General features: G+C 57.9%; 19 protein-coding genes. 14 read left to right on the top strand and 5 right to left on the bottom strand.

The annotated features are described in order from the left end of the window. The coding region (locus CW267_RS26005) for a LysR family transcriptional regulator (protein ID WP_101148671.1) at window positions 1-705 on the bottom strand (705 nt) is incomplete at its 3' end. A gap of 100 nt (window positions 706-805) precedes the next feature. Between CW267_RS26005 and CW267_RS26000 the strand changes: the two genes are divergently transcribed. Both CW267_RS26000 and CW267_RS25995 read left to right on the top strand, forming a co-directional pair. Beyond that, window positions 806-1,915, top strand: a complete 1,110-nt coding sequence (locus tag CW267_RS26000) for an alkene reductase (RefSeq protein ID WP_023297419.1) — start codon at window positions 806-808, stop codon at window positions 1,913-1,915. A gap of 2 nt (window positions 1,916-1,917) precedes the next feature. Next, window positions 1,918-2,511, top strand: a complete 594-nt coding sequence (locus CW267_RS25995) for an ester cyclase (RefSeq protein ID WP_032736149.1) — start codon at window positions 1,918-1,920, stop codon at window positions 2,509-2,511. 90 nt (window positions 2,512-2,601) lie between these two features. Here CW267_RS25995 and CW267_RS25990 read toward each other — a convergent pair whose 3' ends face one another. Continuing rightward, window positions 2,602-3,351: an SDR family oxidoreductase gene (locus CW267_RS25990; protein WP_032735295.1), complete on the bottom strand. Its 750-nt coding sequence runs from the start codon at window positions 3,349-3,351 to the stop codon at window positions 2,602-2,604. Window positions 3,352-3,518: 167 nt separating this feature from the next. Here CW267_RS25990 and CW267_RS25985 point away from each other — a divergent pair, with 167 nt between their 5' ends. From CW267_RS25985 to CW267_RS25955, 7 genes are all read left to right on the top strand, one after another. Then, a complete protein-coding gene (locus CW267_RS25985) occupies window positions 3,519-4,424 on the top strand; it encodes a LysR family transcriptional regulator (RefSeq protein ID WP_016160723.1) in 906 nt (301 codons plus the stop codon). A gap of 439 nt (window positions 4,425-4,863) precedes the next feature. Continuing rightward, window positions 4,864-5,070: a hypothetical protein gene (locus CW267_RS25980; protein ID WP_224267295.1), complete on the top strand. Its 207-nt coding sequence runs from the start codon at window positions 4,864-4,866 to the stop codon at window positions 5,068-5,070. A 315-nt stretch (window positions 5,071-5,385) separates the two neighbouring features. Continuing rightward, window positions 5,386-8,079 carry a magnesium-translocating P-type ATPase gene (gene mgtA, locus CW267_RS25975; RefSeq protein ID WP_012542116.1) on the top strand — a complete coding sequence of 898 codons (2,694 nt, stop codon included), beginning with the start codon at window positions 5,386-5,388 and terminating at the stop codon, window positions 8,077-8,079. A gap of 75 nt (window positions 8,080-8,154) precedes the next feature. Then, entirely contained in the window at window positions 8,155-8,379 is a 225-nt protein-coding gene (locus CW267_RS25970) for a hypothetical protein (protein WP_012542117.1), read from the top strand. Between the two features lie 14 nt (window positions 8,380-8,393). Beyond that, window positions 8,394-10,046: a Na/Pi cotransporter family protein gene (locus CW267_RS25965; protein ID WP_012542118.1), complete on the top strand. Its 1,653-nt coding sequence runs from the start codon at window positions 8,394-8,396 to the stop codon at window positions 10,044-10,046. A gap of 65 nt (window positions 10,047-10,111) precedes the next feature. Continuing rightward, a complete protein-coding gene (locus CW267_RS25960) occupies window positions 10,112-10,456 on the top strand; it encodes an SLOG family protein (RefSeq protein WP_008807658.1) in 345 nt (114 codons plus the stop codon). A gap of 325 nt (window positions 10,457-10,781) precedes the next feature. Next, complete coding sequence (locus CW267_RS25955) at window positions 10,782-11,915, top strand: FAD-dependent oxidoreductase (RefSeq protein WP_032732801.1); 1,134 nt, start codon at window positions 10,782-10,784, stop codon at window positions 11,913-11,915. A gap of 143 nt (window positions 11,916-12,058) precedes the next feature. Here CW267_RS25955 and CW267_RS25950 read toward each other — a convergent pair whose 3' ends face one another. After that, window positions 12,059-12,646: a TetR/AcrR family transcriptional regulator C-terminal domain-containing protein gene (locus tag CW267_RS25950; protein ID WP_012968498.1), complete on the bottom strand. Its 588-nt coding sequence runs from the start codon at window positions 12,644-12,646 to the stop codon at window positions 12,059-12,061. Window positions 12,647-12,811: 165 nt separating this feature from the next. On the opposite strand from CW267_RS25950, the gene CW267_RS25945 reads away from it, so the two are divergent. Then, the gene (locus tag CW267_RS25945) at window positions 12,812-14,254 is read left to right on the top strand and encodes a DHA2 family efflux MFS transporter permease subunit (protein WP_012968499.1); all 1,443 of its coding nucleotides are present in this window, start codon (window positions 12,812-12,814) and stop codon (window positions 14,252-14,254) included. 122 nt (window positions 14,255-14,376) lie between these two features. On the opposite strand, the gene CW267_RS25940 is transcribed toward CW267_RS25945, so the two are convergent. Then, window positions 14,377-15,162 carry an SDR family oxidoreductase gene (locus CW267_RS25940; RefSeq protein ID WP_012542123.1) on the bottom strand — a complete coding sequence of 262 codons (786 nt, stop codon included), beginning with the start codon at window positions 15,160-15,162 and terminating at the stop codon, window positions 14,377-14,379. A 51-nt stretch (window positions 15,163-15,213) separates the two neighbouring features. Further along, window positions 15,214-16,110 carry a GntR family transcriptional regulator gene (locus CW267_RS25935; protein ID WP_012542124.1) on the bottom strand — a complete coding sequence of 299 codons (897 nt, stop codon included), beginning with the start codon at window positions 16,108-16,110 and terminating at the stop codon, window positions 15,214-15,216. A gap of 192 nt (window positions 16,111-16,302) precedes the next feature. On the opposite strand from CW267_RS25935, the gene CW267_RS25930 reads away from it, so the two are divergent. The 4 genes from CW267_RS25930 to CW267_RS25915 form a co-directional block, all read left to right on the top strand. Continuing rightward, on the top strand, window positions 16,303-17,115 hold the full coding sequence (locus CW267_RS25930) for an ABC transporter substrate-binding protein (RefSeq protein WP_012968501.1): 813 nt from the start codon (window positions 16,303-16,305) through the stop codon (window positions 17,113-17,115). 27 nt (window positions 17,116-17,142) lie between these two features. Further along, entirely contained in the window at window positions 17,143-17,868 is a 726-nt protein-coding gene (locus CW267_RS25925) for an amino acid ABC transporter permease (RefSeq protein WP_023322396.1), read from the top strand. Next, a complete protein-coding gene (locus CW267_RS25920) occupies window positions 17,865-18,605 on the top strand; it encodes an amino acid ABC transporter ATP-binding protein (protein ID WP_032732798.1) in 741 nt (246 codons plus the stop codon). The genes CW267_RS25925 and CW267_RS25920 overlap by 4 nt, the downstream gene beginning before the upstream one ends. Window positions 18,606-18,618: 13 nt before the next feature. Continuing rightward, the coding region (locus CW267_RS25915; protein ID WP_101148670.1) for a M20 family metallopeptidase at window positions 18,619-19,623 on the top strand (1,005 nt) is incomplete at its 3' end.

Below are 19,623 nucleotides of genomic sequence, written 5' to 3'. Positions count from 1 at the left end.
CGCCCCGCTGAGCGCCCACTGCCGCAGCAGTGCCCCATCGTCGCAGACCATCGCCGGCGTCACCCGCACCACGCGCTCCTTTCCCGCCTCCTCGAAGCGCCATTCATTCATCACCACACCGTGCCGCTCCAGCGCCAGACAGCGGTGATGGTGCAACTCGTCGAGGGAGGCAGGCGTTCCGTGGGTAGCAAGATAAGCCTCCGAAGCCACCAGCACCCGGTGGTTGGGGCGGATATGGCGGATCGCCAAACTACTGTCTGGCAGGTTACCGACGCGAATGCTCATATCCAGCCGGTTGGCGACCAGATCCTCCACGCGCTCCCCTAAGAACACGGAAAACGTGACCTCCGGGTGACGGCGGGAAAAGTCGACGATGGCCGGGCTAAGATACTGTCGGCCAAAGTCGGAGGGGGCGGAAAGACGAATATTGCCGCTCAGCACCCCTTCCTTTTGCGTCAGCAACGATTCGGCGTGACGGGCCTCCTCCAGTACGCGCCGCGCGGCATGATAAAAATCTTCCCCCGCCCTGGTCAGGGTGATCGCGCGCGTGGAACGATGGAACAGGCGGGTCTGGTAGCGCTCCTCCATCGCCTTCAGGCGGGCCGTCATGGTGGCCGGTGAGAGCGATAACCGTCTGCCGGCGGCGGAGAGTCCCCCCGCCTCGGCGACAGTCACCAGCAGCGCCATATCTTCCAGCTTGCCCATTTTTCGTATTTCCTGAAAAGTGAATCTGATTTTAGCCTAATTATCAAAATCAGATCCCGACTGTAAAGTGATTTTCATTCCACTCGCAAGGGACACCCGTATGAACAGCCTCTCACTTTTCGATCGTTACCGCATCGGCACGCTGCCGTTGAAAAACCGCATCGTCATGGCTCCCATGACCCGGGCGCGCGCCCTGCAGCCCGGAAATATCCCCTCCGCGCTGATGGCGGAATATTACCGCCAGCGCGCCAGCGCCGGATTGATCGTCACGGAGGCGACGCAAATCTCTCCTGAGGGACAGGGATACTCCTGGACGCCTGGCCTGCATTCCGCTGAGCAGATTGCCGGCTGGCAGCTGACGACCGGGGCCGTTCACCAGGCTGGCGGCGTTATTTTTTCTCAGCTCTGGCACGTGGGCCGGATGTCGCACGCTCGTTTTCATGCGGATGGGCACCCCGTGGCCCCGTCGGCGCTGGCGCCGGACGCCCAGGTCTGGGTGGTGGATGAGCAAGGCCGGGGCCAGATGGTGGACTGCCCACCGCCGCGGGCGCTCTCCCGATCGGATATTCAGCGTATTGTCGCCGATTACCGTCAGGCGGCGCGCAATGCGATAGCGGCGGGGTTTGACGGCGTGGAAGTGCACGGCGGCAATGGCTATCTGATCGACCAGTTCCTGCGGCGTACCGCCAACCAGCGTACTGATGAGTACGGCGGTAGCCTGAGCAACCGGATCCGTTTTGCCCAGGAGGTGCTGACCGCCATCGGCGACGTCATTGGCCGCGAGCGGACGGGCATCCGCCTTTCCCCCTTCATTACTCAGCGCGGGATGAACGACCCGCAGGTGATCGACGCCATCCTTGCCCTGGCGGCCTGGTGCGAACAGCAGGGTATCGCCTTTATCCACCTGGCGGAGGCGGACTGGGACGATGCGCCAGCCGTTCCCCAGCACTTTCGTGACACGCTGCGCGCGACCTTCAGCGGCACCCTGATCGTGGCCGGCAATTACGATCAGCAAAAGGCGGAACGTATCCTCACCGCCGGTTTCGCCGACCTGGTGGCTTTCGGCCGGCCGTTTATTGCTAATCCTGACCTGCCGCAGCGGCTTCAGCACCGCTGGCCGCTGGCGACCGTCAGCGATCCCGCCACGCTGTTTGGCGGGACAGAGGTGGGCTATACCGACTATCCCTTCTATACGGAGCATAAAGAGTGAAAATGACCCGCAAAATGTTACCTGCCAGCCGTAGTTTCGCTGTTGTCTGTACGCAGGCCAGACGCGGCATCACGCTGCGGCGCTGCGCCACAGCGCTGCTGCTTGCCGGGATATCCGGCTCCGCGTTTTCAGCCCCGCAGGGTTTGCTGAAGCCAGCCCGGCTCATCGTTGACAACGGCCTTCCCCCTGCCACACGCGTCGCCAATGAATATGTCGCCAGGCAATACGCCACGTTCTGGAATACCGGTGATGAAGCGCTGGCCCGGGCGGCGCTGGCGGGGAATTTTATCGATAAAACGCCCCCGGAAGGGCGTCGGCAAGGGCCGGAAGGCGCGATCCTCGCCTCCAGAGCGTTTCGTCAGGCGGTGCCGGATTTACGCTGTGATGTCGAACAAATGATTGTGGCCGGTGACCGGGTGGTCTCACACTTACATTTTCATGGCCACTTTACCGGGACCTTCGGCACCCGGAAGGGTAAGGGACAAAATATCGATTTTATCGCCACCGATATCTATCAGATCAGCGGCGGTAAAATTGCCGCCAACTGGCATATTGAAGATAACCTGACGCTGATGAAACAGCTGGGCGCGCAATAAGCTGCCCACCCGGACGGTGAGTAAGCGATCGCCATAACCACGAGCCGCCCCGGCATCCGCCGGGGCGGCTCGCCTGGCGACAGACTGTGCTTAGATTTGCGCCATTCCGCCGTCGACATAGATCTCTGCGGCGTTAATAAAGCTCGACTCGTCAGACGCTAAAAATACCACCGTCCTGCCAATCTCCTCCGGCTCGCCCAGCCGCCCGAGCGGTACGCTGGCGGCCAGGGCGTCGAACAAGCCCTGACGGTCCGCCTCCGCGACCAGTCCTCCCAGACCCGGGGTACGCACCGGCCCCGGGCTGACGACATTGATGCGGATCCCGCGATCGTTCACCTCCAGCGCCCAGGAACGCGCCAGGCTGCGTACCGCCGCTTTACTGGCGCTATAGATGCTGAAGTTCGCCGTCCCTTTGACCGCCGCCGTAGAGCCGGTCAAAATCACCGAGGCGCCGTCGGTGAGCAGCGGCAGCGCCTTCTGGACGGTGAACACCACCCCGCGCACGTTGGTGGCGAAAATCCGCTCGACGTGCGCCTCGGTGATGGCGCTGAGCGGTAGCATATCCCCGCCGCCAGCATTGGCGAACAGCACATCCAGGCGGCCGGACTCGCCGGCAATGGTCGCAAATACCGCGTCAAGGTCGCTTAACACGGCGGCGTCGGCGCGGATCCCGCGGGCGGCGGGCCCGATGAATCTTACCGCCGCATCCAGCTCCTCCTGTCGGCGGCCGGTGATATACACCTTCGCGCCCTGCTCCGCCAGCGCTTTCGCCGACGCCAGGCCAATCCCGGTGCTGCCGCCGGTCACTAACGCCACTTTATCCGCAAGTTTTTTGCTCATGGTGCATTTCCTTGGTTAGAGTATAAACAGGCCAGGCTCGCGAAAGCGCCCCGCCGGGTATGGAAAGCACTGTAATCGCCTCAAAGAGGCGGAAAAATGGCCTAATCTGAAAAACACTTTTCCCCTCCGTGGATAATGGACGCCCGCTAACCAGGATACTGCGAATAATGGACCGGTTTTCAGCCCTCAAAGCCTTCACCCGCGTTGTCGAAGCCGGCAGCTTTACCCGCGCCGCGGACTCGCTGGATATGCCCAACGCCACGCTCAGCAAAACCATCAAGCAACTGGAAGCGCACCTGGGGGTTTCCCTCCTGCAGCGCACCACACGGCGTATTACCGTGACGCCGGAAGGACGGGAGTACTATGAAAAAGCTCGCTGCCTGCTGGAAGACCTGGAAGAGATCGACGCCTCCTTCAATACCGCCCACAATAAGCCGAAGGGCCATCTACGGATCGCCATCGGTGGGTCGACCGCGTGCGATGTGCTGATCCCGCTGCTGGCGGACTTTATGACCTCCTGGCCGGATATCCGTATCGATTTACAGGTGGCCGATAAACCCGCGGACCTCATCAGCGGCAATATTGACTGCGCCATCCGCGGCGGGCCGATGGATGACTCGACGCTGATCGCCCGTAAAATCGGCGAGGCGACGCTGGTCACCTGCGCCACCCCTGGCTATCTTCAACGCTGCGGCACGCCCGCCTCGCCGGATGAACTCCATCATGGCCACCAGCTCATCAGCTATCTGTCGCCGGCCAGCGGCAGAGCGTTTCCGTTTCGCTTTACGCGTCACGGCGTCAGTACCGAGCTCAAGACAGAGCCCCATCTCGGCATCAATGAGAGCAACGCGCATATTGCCGCCGGCGAGGCGGGCTTAGGCATTGTGCAAACCTTTACCTATTCGCTAAAACCCGCGCTGGCAAGTGGCAAGCTGGTGGAGATCCTCGCCGCCTGGCGCCCGGCCCCCTATCCCTTTCACGTCGTCTATGCCCGGCACCGGCACGTGCCGCCCCGGCTCCGCGTCTTTATTGAATGGCTGGCGGCGGTTTTTCCGGCTGCGGTGCAGGGATAAAGCGCGTTATCTGACGCAGCGCCGAGGGTGGTCCACAATTGAACGCACTGACCGCTATTTTTCCTTTTTACGACCGTCCGAAAAACACCAATGATTAAATCTACGATTTGATGTTTCTACACAAAATATAAACGAAGATTTAAATTGATATGAATGGGTTGACAATAACATTGGCTATGGGTAGATTTCATGGGCCTAAGTTGTGGCCTTTCCTAATCTGACATAAGAGACTAATGGATACTGAATTTAGTAGCGGTCCGAATATGGCCTTAACGGTTATTCGGACAAGTAAACATAAAATCGATTGTGATCACTTCTTCGTTTTGGTGTGTCTCGCCGGAGCCTGATGCTCTCGTGTTGTCCCACCTCGACCAGAGTTTTCACGGTCCCGAGGTGTGTTATGAACTTCAAATCTACCCTTTTTCCTGGTGTCAAAACCATGACATCAACGCTGCGTGTCCGGCCGCCCCGCGATCGGGTGTCGTCTGCGCGCAAAAAACAGCAAGGCTCTATATTCTCTTCGAAAATCAGCGAGTTGAATCAACGCATTACTAACTGGCGCGTCAGTCCTGTCACCGGCCAGCTGGAGCGTCGTTGCCGCTTCTCTGATGGCGAAGACCCACAAAGTCGCCCCTTCGTCGCCTGATTCAGCCGTTACGCCGTAGGCCGTGTCTGCGCGCTATGCCGCAGCCCGTTTTCTTGCGTCACGCTGAGTTAAGTCACTGCTGGTGCCTGTTTATTCACTGATGTATTCATACTTGTACATCGGCAGGAATAATCACGTCCAAATAAAACAAAATATAAACTTCACGCCTGTTTATTTTTAATAATAAACAGCGGGAAGCCCTGTGCGAAATTAATTAAAACCGATCGCTGATGCGACATCGGGCTATTTTCGGCCGCCCTTAATCCGGGTCTTACCGTAAAAAGCCTGCTGCCGCCCGGCGACAGGAGCAGCACCATGACTGTACAAATCAAGAACCGAAATAAAAAAAGCACGCTGTCTATGCGTGCCGCCCAGGAAGCCCAAAACGGTATCGCAGAAACCCTGGTCAACCTCAACACTACCCGAGAAGGGCTGCAGGAAGCCCAGGCAAATGCCCGGCTGGAGCGGGATGGCCTGAACGAAGTGACTCATGACAAGCCACCGCACGCGCTGATCCAGCTACTGATGGCGTTTAACAACCCGTTTATTTATGTGCTCGCCATTCTCGCCGGGATCAGCTTCTTCACCGACTACTGGCTGCCCACCAGCCATGGCGAAGACGGCGACCTGACGACGGTGATAATCATCGGCACCATGGTTGCCCTCAGCGGACTGGTGCGCTTCTGGCAGGAACACCGCTCGGCCAAATCGGCCGAAGCGCTGAAAGCGATGGTTCGCACCACCGCGACGGTCGTTCGTCGCGAACACGCCGGGCAAAAAGGAACGCCACGTGAAATCCCGATGCGCGAGCTGGTGGTGGGCGATATCGTGCAGCTCTATGCGGGCGACATGATCCCGGCCGACGTCCGTTTGATCGAATCACGCGACCTGTTTATCAGTCAGGCCGTCCTGACCGGCGAAGCGCTGCCGATTGAGAAGTACGACACCCTCGGCGACGTGGCGCAGAAATCCGCGCACGACAAGGCGGTTGACAACGAAAATCTGTTGGATATGCCTAACATCTGCTTCATGGGGACCAACGTTGTCAGCGGCACCGCTCAGGCGGTCGTGGTGGCGACCGGGCCAAGGACCTACTTTGGCTCACTGGCAAAAGCGATTGTCGGCACCCGGGCGCAAACGGCGTTTGACCGCGGGGTGAACAGCGTCAGCTGGCTGTTGATCCGCTTTATGCTAGTGATGGTGCCGGTGGTGTTCCTGATTAACGGCCTGATGAAGGGCGAATGGTGGGATGCCCTGCTGTTTGCTCTGGCCGTCGCCGTAGGCCTGACGCCAGAAATGCTGCCAATGATCGTCAGCGCCAACCTCGCCAAGGGCGCGGTGGCCATGGCGAAGCGTAAAGTCGTGGTTAAGCGCCTTAACGCGATTCAGAACCTGGGCGCGATGGACGTGCTGTGCACCGACAAAACCGGCACCCTGACGCAGGATAAAATCATCCTTGAGCACCACGTCGACACGCACGGTCAGAAAAATCAGTCCGTGCTGGCGCTGGCCTGGCTCAACAGCCACTATCAAAGCGGCATCAAAAACTTGATGGATCAGGCGGTCATTTACTTCTCTGAAAATGAGTCGGGCTTTGTGCAACCTCAGGGGTACAGCAAAGTCGATGAGATGCCGTTCGACTTCGTGCGCCGTCGCCTGTCGATTGTGGTGAAAGACAGCCAGAGCAATCATCTGCTGGTGTGCAAAGGCGCCGTGGAGGAGATGCTGAGCATCGCCACCCACATGGAAGAGAATGGCAAGGTTATCCCCCTCGACGATCAGCGCCGTGACGCCATGCTGGCGATGGCGAACGACTACAACAAAGACGGCTTCCGCGTTCTGGTGGTCGCTACGCGCGACATTCCGAAAGCCGAAGCGAAAAGACTGTACAGCACCGCTGATGAGCACGATCTGATTATCCGCGGCTTCCTCACCTTCCTCGATCCACCTAAGGAGAGCGCGGGTCCGGCGATTGCTGCCCTGATGGATATTGGCGTCGCAGTCAAAGTGCTGACCGGCGATAACGCGATTGTCACTACGCGGATTTGCCGCCAGGTGGGACTGGAGCCAGGCGAACCGGTACTCGGCCCGCAGATTGAGGCGTTGAGCGACACGGCCCTGCAGCAGTTGGTGGAAGAGCGCACGGTGTTCGCCAAGCTAACGCCGCTGCAGAAATCACGCGTGCTGAAGGCGCTGCAGGCCAACGGTCATACGGTGGGCTTTCTCGGTGACGGCATTAACGATGCCCCTGCTCTGCGCGATGCCGACGTGGGTATCTCGGTCGACAGTGGCACCGATATCGCCAAGGAATCGGCCGACATCATCTTGCTGGAAAAGAGCCTGATGGTGCTGGAAGAAGGCGTTATCAAAGGCCGCGAGACCTTTGGCAACATTATGAAATACCTGAACATGACCGCCAGCTCCAACTTCGGCAACGTGTTCTCGGTACTGGTGGCCAGCGCGTTCATTCCGTTCCTGCCGATGCTCGCGATCCAGTTGCTGCTGCAAAACCTGATGTACGACATCTCCCAGCTCGCGCTGCCGTGGGACAAAACGGACAAAGAGTTCCTGAGCAAACCGCGCAAGTGGGATGCAAGAAACATCGGCCGCTTTATGGTCTGGATTGGCCCGACCTCGTCCATTTTTGACATGACGACCTTTGCGCTGATGTGGTTTGTGTTCAGCGCTAACAGCGAACACATGCAGACCCTGTTCCAGTCCGGCTGGTTCGTTGAAGGCCTGCTGTCGCAGACGCTGGTGGTGCACATGCTGCGTACCCAGAAAATTCCGTTCATTCAGAGCACCGCCGCCTGGCCGGTACTGATGATGACCGGTCTGATTATGGCTATTGGAATTTACGTGCCGTTCTCTCCGCTCGGGCCGTTGGTTGGGCTGCAGGCGCTGCCGTGGCAGTACTTCCCGTGGCTGGTCGGCACCCTGCTCGCCTACTGCTGCGTGGCGCAGGGCATGAAAACGTTCTACATCCGTCGCTTCAGGCAGTGGCACTAATTCTGCGTTAAAGACGGTGATTCACGTGCCGCTTCGGCGGCACCTTTCAGGCAGGCCACACGGGCTGGAAGCATTATGGAAAAGCGACATTCCATCATTTTCCTGATTAAAAATAAGACCATCGCGTTGATTGTCTTATTTTTAATGAAAATAACCCGCACCCTTCGCGTCCGTGCCCTGGCATGGTACGCCGGAGGGAAGATTAACTATCAACACACTAAAGCATTACTGAACCTCGCCAGCGCCATACATCGTTTTTCGATCAGGTTACTGCGTTTTATTTCACTACCCGCCCTGTAGAGGGGGAATTCATAATGTCCGGAACCACTCTGTTAATTCACCTGGCTGGCGCCATCGCATTGCTGCTCTGGGGCAGCCATATGATTTCAACGGCGCTGCAGCGCGGCTTCGGCACGCCGCTGCGCAACTGGATGGGACGCCACCTCACTAACCGCTGGACCGCCCTGCTCTCCGGCATTGGCATTACCGGCATTCTGCAAAGCAGCACGGCGGTCAGTATGATGGCGACGTCATTTACCGCCGCAGGTACGCTAAGCCTTGCCCCCGCACTTGCGGTGATGCTCGGCGCCAACATCGGCTCCACGCTGGTGGTCCAGCTGATGAGCTTTAACATGGAAATCGCCATTCCGCTGCTTCTGCTGGCCGGGTTTGTGGTTTTCAAGCTACGCGACCATTCCAGCTTTGAAAGCGTGGGCTGCGCCCTGATTGGCCTCGGCCTGATGCTGCTGGCGCTGCATTTACTGGGCGGCACGCTGCAGGACATTGAGGTCACGCCGGTGTTTCATGCCGTGATGCAGGGGCTACAGGGCGATATTTTCATTGCCCTGCTGGTGGCGGCGCTCCTGACGCTCCTGTGCCACTCCAGCGTGGCGATGATTTTGCTGATCGCCTCCCTCGCCGGTACCGGCACGCTGACCCCGTCTACGGCCCTGGTGCTGGTGCTTGGCGCCAACATCGGCGGCGCGTTACCGCCGGTGTTAAACGCCGGGTCCGCGGTGGCCCGCCGCCTGCCGGTTGGCAACCTGATGGTCCGCCTGTCCGGCTGCGCGCTGGCGTTACTGCTTCTGCCGTTGCTGATGGCGATCGCCCGTAAATCCGGGCTGAACACGCCGCAGCTGGTGGTGTGGTTTCATACCGCCTTTAGCGTGGCGCTCGCGCTGCTATTTATCGGCCTGAACGTGCCAATGGCTCGCTTCCTGGAGCGACTGTTTCCGGAAGAAGAGCGCGTAGGCGACCCGGGTATGCCGATGTATCTCGACGATGCGGGTCTGGAAGTGGCTTATATCGGCCTGTCCAATTCGGTTCGCGAATCGCTGCGCGCCGCCGACATGCTAACCATCATGCTGGACCGACTGCTGATGCTGTTTGTGACCCAGGAAAAACAGGCTGCCGATGACATCCGCCAGCTGGAGCAGTCGGTCGATCTGCTCAGCGCGGCGGTTCGCGCCTACCTCGCCGACATTGGTCAGGACGGGCTGAATGATGCAGATGCCGATCGTGCCCAGGAGATCCTGATGTTCATCATCAATGTTGAGCACGCGGGCGACATTCTCTCCAGCAATCTGACCCAGCTGGCCACGCGCCGCGCACGCCGGGGAGAACATTTTAACGACTTTGAATTACACCATATTCGCCTGCTGCATGCGGAGCTCCTCACCAGCCTGAACTTAGGAATAGCGGCATTCCTGCGTGAAGACTTGTCTGCTGCCCACCAGCTGGTGCAGCGCAAAGAAACCATCCGCCAGTTGGAGGCCTCCGCCAGCCGCGAGCACTTCAAAAAACTGCGGGAGGACAAGAATGCCTGGGCGGAATCCGGCGACATTTTCCAGCGGGTGCTACGGGACTACCGCCGCGTGCATCACCATATCGCCGCCGTCGCCTACCCTGTCATTGACCGCCTGGGCGATACCTCGCTGCGGTTTATTGAAACGCCGCCGGATGTTTAAAAAACAATAACCGCCAGCGCGCGGACGAGATCCTTTTCAAGGCAAGCAACGTTAAGGTACAAAAAATGCGAGTGTTAATCTGCTCGGGTCGGTTTTATGCCGACACCCATACCATCACCCATGTGCTGGATCTCTATGCCCGTACACAGACGATTAACGTTTTGATTCACGGAGGGCACCAGGCGCTGGGCGGCGCGATAGAAAACTGGGCGCGCGGGATCGACGTTCACGTGATCCGCTACCCGGCAAACTGGGCGCTGCACGGAAAATATGCAGAGACAAGGCGCAATTTGTTTATGCTGGAAGATAGCCGCCCTGACGTACTGCTGGCTTTTCCTGGCGGAGAAGATACGGCAGAGTGCATAAAGATGGCGAAAAACAGAGGGATCCGCGTCATCGACGTCGTTTAACCTGAGTGGGTGAAGTTCGGTGACCATGGCCACAGGCAGGCGTCCGCTGAAGGGGTATTGAATGACGGCCTTGACGATTAACCAGCAATGGTCAATATAGAGAACCTTACTCGTCTAAGTGTAAGCTGAGCGCAGAGAGGAGAGTCAGGCGGGGGGCCCGGCCCCCAATTGTCCGGGAACATTATGGGCAATACCGCTCAGCATACCCTCAGGCTTCCGTTGGTCCCCGGGATGAGATTTCACGTCCACTCCCCTTATTCGCGCGGTATCGAAACCAGGAACAGCCGGACAACGACACCCGCCATACCTTACCTGGAGCGAAAAAATGACCTCATCCATTGCCATCGTCGGAGCAGGACTCGGCGGCCTCATGCTCGCACGTGTTTTACATGTTCACGGCATTTCCTCTGTGGTCTACGAAGCTGAAGCCTCTCCCGAGGCCCGCCCACAAGGTGGCTTGCTGGATATCCACGATCATAATGGCCAGCGGGCGCTGATAGCGGCAGGCCTGTACGATGCCTTCCGGGCCCTTATTCTTCCTGGTGGTCAATCCACGCGCGTACTCGATAAAGAGGGCAACGTATTGTTCGAGCAGTTCGATGATGGTTTGGGCGGCCGACCAGAAGTCTCTCGCGGCGCGCTTCGCACGCTGCTGCTGGAGTCGCTTCCTGCGGACACCGTGCAATGGGGCCGTAAAGTGGCAGATATCGTCCCCCATGATGACGGCACGCATAGTTTGTACTTTACGGATGGCGCCACCACCAGGGTCTCCCTGGTGGTGGGCGCAGATGGTGCCTGGTCGCGTGTCCGCGCTCTGGTCACCGATGCTGTCCCTGCCTATGCGGGATTTTCGTATGTCGAGCGCTGGCTTAGTCACGTTGATACTGATCATCTGGCTTGCGCGCAAGCAGTAGGCCGCGGCTCATTTTTTGCGCTCTCGCCAGGCAAGGGTATCATGGCGCACCGGGAGCCTGGCGGCGTGATCCACGTTTACATTGCTCTGTGCCAACCCCAGGCCTGGTTCGCTGACGTGACGTCCGCTAATGCACAGGTTGACGTGCAACGCATAGTCGATGAATTCGATGGCTGGGCGCATCCACTGCAAACATTGATTACGGAGGGTGATGGTGAGCCCGTATTGCGCCCTATTCACTTTTTACCTCCCGGACTTCGATGGCCGCGAACAGCAGGCGTAACGCTGTTGGGCGACGCCGCGCATCTTATGCTGCCGTTCGGCGAAGGCGCTAATCTCGCGTTAGAGGATGGCGCTGAGCTGGGACTCGCGATTGCGGCCAATGCAGATAATCCTGAAGCCGCGCTGTCCGCTTATGAAGAACAGATGTTTATCCGCGTCGAAAGTGCGGCCAACGACGCGCAGGCAATGGCAGGCATTCTCTTTGGGGACGAGACACCCGGCGCGTTGTTGCATTTTTTTAACCAGTATAAAACAGGATCCTGATCCCCGACGCTGCGGTGATTCTTGCGCCATGAACAAATAACCCTCCCGCCATCGGGAGGTCAATGTTCAGTAATGTCCGGAGAATAACGCTCCGGATATAAAATCATTAAAACGCTGTCGCAATAGCTGAAATCTGGAACGAGTTATTTTAATAACCCCTTCATGATCAAAGACAGACCGAACTCAAAACAGGTATCCGGATGTTGGTGGGTAAGCGCATCGATACGACTGATTTCTGTTGAGGGTGTAGACAATCTTTCATCATCATGTCTGTCTGTACGAGACTGCTCCTCCAATACGCATCCCAGGGTATATTCGCTAATAGTGAGTAATATCATTGCGGCTTCGGCCTCAGAAAAGCCGGCCCGCATAAGGTAAGCCACCTTTGGGTAGAACGTTTCCCCTCCTACCCGCGCCGGTGTTGTCCCCGCATGGAGCAGTGCGCCATCCCGATGAGCGAGAAGCGCGCGGCGGAAACTGCGCGCGTTATTTGCCAGCCAGTCTGCCCACTCGGCCGTGTTTTCAGCCAGCGGAAGCGAATGGTGCCTGGCCAAAACAGTTGCGGCCATCTCTTCCAGTAAGCTGGCCTTGTTCCTGAAATGCCAGTACAGCGTTGCGGATTCTACCCCCAGCTTTTGCGCCAGCTTTCGCGTCGTTATCGCTTCCAGCCCGACTTCATCTAAGAGTGCTAATGCAGCATTAATGACCTGATCCCGCTGAATTTTAGCCATGGTGTTCATCCTGTTGTTAATGCATCCAACCGAGCCCGTGGTAGATGAAAAGAGATCTTCTCCTGTCCAGGAGCCTACCGGCGCCATTGATGAAAATAAATCTATCATTGATAGAAAAATTGATCAATGATAGATTTTTAACGCATCGCACCTAAAGGTCATCCCATGAATATCAATCGAGATACGCAGGTAAAGAAAACAAACCATGCTGGCCCCATCAATGCCATCCCGCCGGTTTTGTGGCTGCAAGCCGCCATCATCACCCTTGGGGCATTCGCTACCATGCTCTCATCCACCATGCTCAGTGCTGCGCTTCCGGCCATGGCAAACGGCCTTGGGGTGACGGACGCCTCCATCCAGTGGATAGCCACCGCGTACCTCATGGCGCTGGCCGCAGGCGTTCCGGTTAGCGCATGGGCGGTAAAACGGTTTGGCGCCACCCAACTTTGGCTCTATGCACTTATTTTATTTGGTGTTTTCTCGGCTGTTTGCGCGTTATCCCCGAATGTCGAGGTGCTGCTCACCGCCAGAATAATGCAAGGTCTGGCAGGCGGGTTACTCGTGCCGGCCGGGCAGACGATCCTGGGTCTGGTGGTCGGTCGTGAGCGCCTCGGGCGGATCATTGGTACGATAGGCGTGGCTATCGTCATTGCGCCCTTACTGGGAACGTCTCTGGGGGCCGTGCTGCTTCAGGTCTGCGGATGGCGAGTCTTGTTTTTTATTAATGTCCCCTTATCTCTCTGTGCCTGGCTTGCGGGATGGAAATTACTCCCTCGCCCGACAATAAAAAATGATAAGCCGCTCTCCCTGGACTGGATGGGGTTAATACTGATTCTTTGTAGCCTTCCCCTGCTCATGGAGGGTATTAAAGGTGTCAGCCTGAATAGTGGTGAAAATAGCGGGAACATTATCTTACTCAGCGTGGGCGCACTGTTTATCGGCTTGTTTATCTATCGCTCTTTTCGCATTGACTCGCCTTTACTTCATCTCAGCCTTTTCAAACATCGTGGCTTCACATTATCGGCGTTGCTGATGGCTATCGGAGGTGCGGTGAATTTTGGTGGACAGTTCCTGCTCCCGTTGTATTTCCGCGACGTTTGCCATGAAGCACTGGCTGACGTGGGTTTGCTCCTTACTCCGCAGTTAATCGGTTCTGCCACAGGATTCCCGGTCGCCGGTTATTTCTCAGACCGGCTGGGTCCTCGCGTGGTGCTGATCGTTGGCGGCTTGCTCTCGGTGTTAGCGACATGGCCGCTGGCCATGATTGATGGGGGCAGTAGCTACCTCCTGGTCGGTAGCGCACTCGCTATCAGAGGATTCGGTTTAGCCCTTGCGACAGTGCCGGCGATGGCGGCAGGCCTGGCGATGGCGGGTACCCGTCATGTTTCTGATGCAGCACCGATTCTCAACATCCTGCAGCGTGTTGGCGCGATGGCTGGCGCGGCCCTGGTGACGGCGTGCTACGTCAGACTGGCGCATACGCAGAGTAGCTTAGCCGCCTTTCAGCACGCCGGGTGGATACTGATCAGCGGCGCCATACTGCTCACCCTTTCAGCACTTTTCATGGTGAACCATCAGGGATCATCAACGCGGGAAGAAACAAGATAACCGGTCTGGCGTCCTGTCCCGCACCCGGTACGCAATAGTTAACACCTCATTCTGAATGAGCGCGAGAGAGGCGTGAATGCCAGTCAACGACACCAGCGACTGGCATTGCACGCGACTCCCCACTAAACCGAACCAATCAATCCGCCATCGACCCGGATCACCGCCCCGGTAATGTAGCTGGCAGGCTGGCTTGCCAAAAAGGCAGCGGTAGCGCCGTACTCATGGGGGTGGCCATAACGTCCCGCCGGAATGCTCAGACGACTCTTCTCCGCGACCGCTTCCGCAGTGGAATGTTCCCGTTTCGCCTTGATAGCATCCAGCTGCCCCACCCGGTCGGTAGCAATGCGCCCAGGCACCATCACATTCACCGTGACGCCGTCGGCCGCCACTTCAGCGGCAAGGGTTTTCGACCAGCCGAGTAAGCTCATGCGCAGCGCATTCGACAGGGCGAGACCCGGAATCGGGGCAATCACACCGGACGAGGTGGAGGTAATAATGCGTCCCCAGCCACGGCTGCGCATGGCGGGCAGTAGTTTATCGGTGAGCTGGATTAACGAGGCGACCATCACTGAAAATTGCTGTTGCCAGACGGCGCCGTCCGTCCCCTGTGCCAGCGTGGGCGGTGGGCCACCGGAATTATTGACCAGAATATCGATGTCGCCCCAGTGCTCGCGGATATCGGCGATGACCGTATCAAACTGTTCCGGGACGGCAAAATCCAGCGGCCAGGCGCGGGCGGTACCGCCCAGCTGAGTGATGCGTTCCACCGTTTGCGCCAGCTTCTCTCTGTTGCGGCCTGTCACGGCGACCTTCACGCCTTCCTGCGCCAGCGAGCAGGCGATAGCCTGTCCAAGACCACTTCCCGCACCGCAAACCAGTGCCACACGCTGTTGTATCTGCAAATTCATAAATGCTCCTGATTGTATTTTCAGGAGCATTATGTGCAATAGTGATGCCAGTTATACGCGTGGGCTTTTTACATTGACCTGGTCAAACGCGTATTGCAGGTGTTTTCTCATCAACTCTGCCGCCTGTTCCTGTTTGTTCTCTCGCAGGGCATCAATGATGGCAACGTGCTCTTCGCACCACTCTTTTACGCGACGCTTATTGTGATAGCTACCAAATTCCAGCAGGCGGCGCAGCCGGTTTTGCTGCTGAATAGCCTGTAATACAAACAGGTTGCCGCTGGCCTCTGCCAGCAACTCATGAAACGCCGCATCGGTTTCGAAAATCTCTTTGGCCGGGACCTGCGTAATGTCCGGGTGGGTGATGAGTCTCAGATGCCGGGCGCGCAGACGTTTAAGCATCTGCCGGTCAACATGCAGGTTGGGCGTCAGCAACGCCATCGGTTCAATCATCAGGCGAAAACCGTAGCTATTGCGCAGAGCGATATCGGAGTTCAGGGTTTGCAGAAAGCGCCAGCCATGCCCTGCATTGCGGGCAATCAGGCCATCCTCCGATAGCTTCACCAGTGTACGGGTCAGCACGCCGCGATCAACATCATAGCGCTGGCTGATTTCGGTCTGGGTAAAGGATTCCGGCAGGATACCTGCAATGCGGTCATGGACCAGTTGCTCGTACAACTTCTGGTCATTGCTCTTGGACTGCTCAATCTCCAGCTGATCCAGCTCATTACTGCGTTTAAGCAGGAAAAAACCCTGGTTTGGCCGCGCTTCAACCGCCCCCATTCGGGTCAGTTCCTTGAGCCCGGCACGTACCGGCGTACGCGAAACACCCAACGCATCGGCAAGATGTTGCTCACGTAAATGATGACCTGGATCGAATCTTGCTTCAGATATCAGGTCGAGTATTTGCCGGGCTATCCGGCGACTGCTCGCAGTGGAGTCAGGCTGCATGAATTCACGATTCCCTGAAATGCATTGTTGTGGTCGATATATACAATATCACGAGCAACAAAACGCAGCAAAGTAAAGCAGAGAGTGCACGGTTAACGTGCAACACGCACCAGAATGAGACATTTTTTTCACACACATAATTGTATTTATTGACTCACTAAATTCAATTTAAACCTTAGCCAGGAGACGACTATGTCCAGCAATTCTTTTCTGTTTCGCCATGTGCGTACTTTGATGTTCGCGCTGACCGCCCTGCCGCTGGTCAGCCATGCGGCGGTGGAAACCATCGCCAAGGGTCAACTGACCTATGGAACGGCAGCGACGTTCATGCCTTTTGAATACGTGAAAGCAGGCAAGCTTACCGGCTTCGATATCGACCTGATCAACGCGCTAAGCAAAGAGATCCAACTGACGCCAGCGCCAATGCCGATGGAATTCAAAGGGCTTATTCCGGCGCTGCAGGGTAAACGTCTGGATATCATCAACTCCGCCATGTACGTCAATCCGACCCGTGCCGAGCAGGTTGACTTCGTACCCTATCTGAAAATCGGCAGCCGCGTGGTGGTCCGCAAAGGTAACCCGGCCAACATCACCGGACGTGACCTGAGCCTCTGCGGCAAAAACATCGCCGTGACGCTCGGCGGGATCGAAGAGAGCCAGGCGCGGGCAGACAATCAGCGCTGCGTGGAGGCCAAAAAACCGGCCATCAACGTCATGACGTTCCCCGCCGCCACCGATTCCGCCGTGGCCGTCGCCCAGGGACGTGCCGATGCCGAGTTCCTCTCCACGCCGGGCACCGTCGCCCTGTTTACCGAAAAAGCCGGCATGTTCGAAGCGGTTGGCGCTGAGTTCGAAGCGAATACTCACATCGCCTTTGCCGTGCGTAAAGGCGATACCGCAACCCAGGCCCTGCTGGAGCAAGGTCTGCAGAGACTCGTCAAAAATGGCACCTACACGCAACTGATCAAGAAGTGGAACTTCCCAGACTCCGTTGCCCTTTTCTAACCCGTTTGCCATTAACCGGAGAACGCTATGTCGATCGATTTAATGTGGCAGTACTTCCTCTCCCCCGAATTTATTCGGGGTGCGTGGATGACGCTACTGATTACCCTCTGCTCACTGTTGTGTGGCGTGGTGCTGGGCCTGGTGTTGGCGCTGTTGCAGGAAGCGCCGTTTCGCGCCGGGAAAGGGCTGGCCTTTTTCTACCTGTGGCTGTTTCGCGGGACGCCGGTGCTGTTCCAGATAATCTTTGTCTACAACGTGCTGCCAGGCTTCGGCTTACGCTTCTCCGCGTTTACCTGTGCAGTGCTGGCCCTTTCGCTCAATGAAGGCGCCTACATGGCGGAAATTCTGCGCTCTGGCCTGCAGGCGGTGAAAAGCGGCCAGCGCACCGCCGGCATGGCGCTGGGGATGACTCACGGCCAGATCATGCGAAAAATCGTTCTGCCTCAGGCCGCACGCATCGTTCTGCCGCCGATGGGTAACCAGATGATCAGCATGCTGAAATCGAGCGCGCTGGTCTCGGTTATCGCCGTTCAGGAACTGCTGCTGGTCGCTAACCAGGCCGCCAGCGCCAGCTTCCGTTACTTCGAAGCGCTTTGCGCTGCGGGCATCTATTACCTGCTGCTCACCAGCCTGTTCATGATCTTCCAGTCGTGGCTGGAAGGCGTGCTGGATCCCAGGCAGCGCCGCAGCAAAAGCCAGAAGCGGCTGACTCGCCTGTTTAAGTTACCGAAAACCGTCCGGGAGGAACCATGAGTGAGAAACCGCTGCTGGAGATGATCGGCATTGATAAGACTTTTGGTCGCCAGACCGTACTCAAAAACTGCTCTCTTGCCGTGCAACGCGGAGAAACCGTGGTGCTGATTGGCCCGTCCGGCTCGGGAAAATCCACCCTGCTACGCTGCGTCAACATGCTCTCGCCCGCCGACAGCGGCGATGTGTTCTTCGCCAGCCAGCACATCAGCCGGGGCGATGTGCCGGCGCACAAACTGCGTCAGCGCATTGGCATGGTGTTCCAGAACTACGAGCTGTTCTCGCACCTGACCGCAGCGGAAAACATCATGCTGGCCCCGATGACGGTGTTGGGAATGAACCGTATTGATGCCCGCAAACTGGCGGACAACCTGCTGGCAAAAGTGCGCATCAACGAACGTGCAGACCATTTTCCGGACGAGCTCTCCGGCGGACAGCAGCAGCGCGTGGCGATTGCCCGGGCGCTGGCGATGAAGCCCGAGCTGATGCTCTACGACGAGCCCACTTCCGCCCTCGACCCGGAGATGATCCGTGAAGTGCTGGAAGTCATGGCGGAGCTCAGCGCGGAAGGCATGACCAGCATGGTGGTGACTCACGAAATGGGCTTCGCCCGTCGGGCCGCTAACAAAATTCTGTTTATGGAAGACGGCGAAATTATCGATCGCGCCAACACCAGCGATTTCTTCGCCGGCCATGTCAGCGACCGCGCGCAGCGCTTCCTGACGCAAATATTACATTAATCACGGAGTTCCTATGTCCAGTTATCAGGTTGACAGCGCTCGTATGAAAAAGGACTTAGCGACGCTGGTTGCCATCAACACGGAGAATCCACCGGGCCATGAGCGCGAAGCCGCCGAATGTCTGGAAGGCTGGCTGCTGACCGCCGGGTTCGATCTCTCCTTTAGCGAATACGCACCGGGGCGGACCAACGTTATCGCCGTCCTGAACAATGGACCGGGGCCGTGTTTCGCCTTTAACACCCACCTCGACACCGTTCCGGCGGGCAGCGGCTGGGCCAGCGATCCCTTCACGCTCACCGAGCGTGACGGACGCCTGTACGGACGCGGCGCCTGCGATGCCAAAGGCCCGCTGGTGGCGATGGTTGAAGCCCTGCGTCTGCTGGCTGCCAACCGTCAGCAGTGGTCCGGCACATTGATGGGGGTGTTCACCGCCGATGAAGAGGTCGCCAGCGAAGGGGCGAAATTCTACGTCCGCGATAATCCACCGGCGATTGATTTCGCGGTGATTGGCGAGCCGACCTCAAATGCCACCTTCTCCGCCCACAAAGGCAGCATACGTCCTCGCGTGCGGGTTAAAGGCGTCACCGCGCATTCCGGTACGCCGGAGCTGGGGGTTAACGCGATTTACCAGTCAGCGCGCCTGTTAGGGTTGATTGAAGAAGCCCACCACCAGCAGGTGCGTTGCCGCTGCCACGATCTGGTCGGCAACGCCAGCCTGACGGTAACCCGCATCCACGGCGGCCATGCGGACAACGTGGTGCCAGACAGCTGTGAGCTGCTGCTTGACCGTCGCATGGTTCCGGGCGAAGACGAAGAGGTCGTCAAAGCCGAACTGCAGCAACTGCTCGACCACGCATACGCACATGCAGGTGTGGAAGCCGAAATTATCGCCTGGCAGCCCACTACCGGCGGCGCGACGCAAACCGACAGCCGCGAAGCCATTGTCGAGCAAAGCCTTGCTGCCTGTCGCCGTCATGGGCAGAGCGAACCCGGCCCGTTTGGTTTTCAGGGGGGATGT

This window comes from Klebsiella sp. X1-16S-Nf21 (genome assembly GCF_002837615.1).
Taxonomy (GTDB): domain Bacteria; phylum Pseudomonadota; class Gammaproteobacteria; order Enterobacterales; family Enterobacteriaceae; genus Klebsiella; species Klebsiella variicola.
The sequence above is the reverse complement of the archived record's forward strand: the minus strand, read 5'-3'. Positions and strand labels throughout refer to the sequence as shown.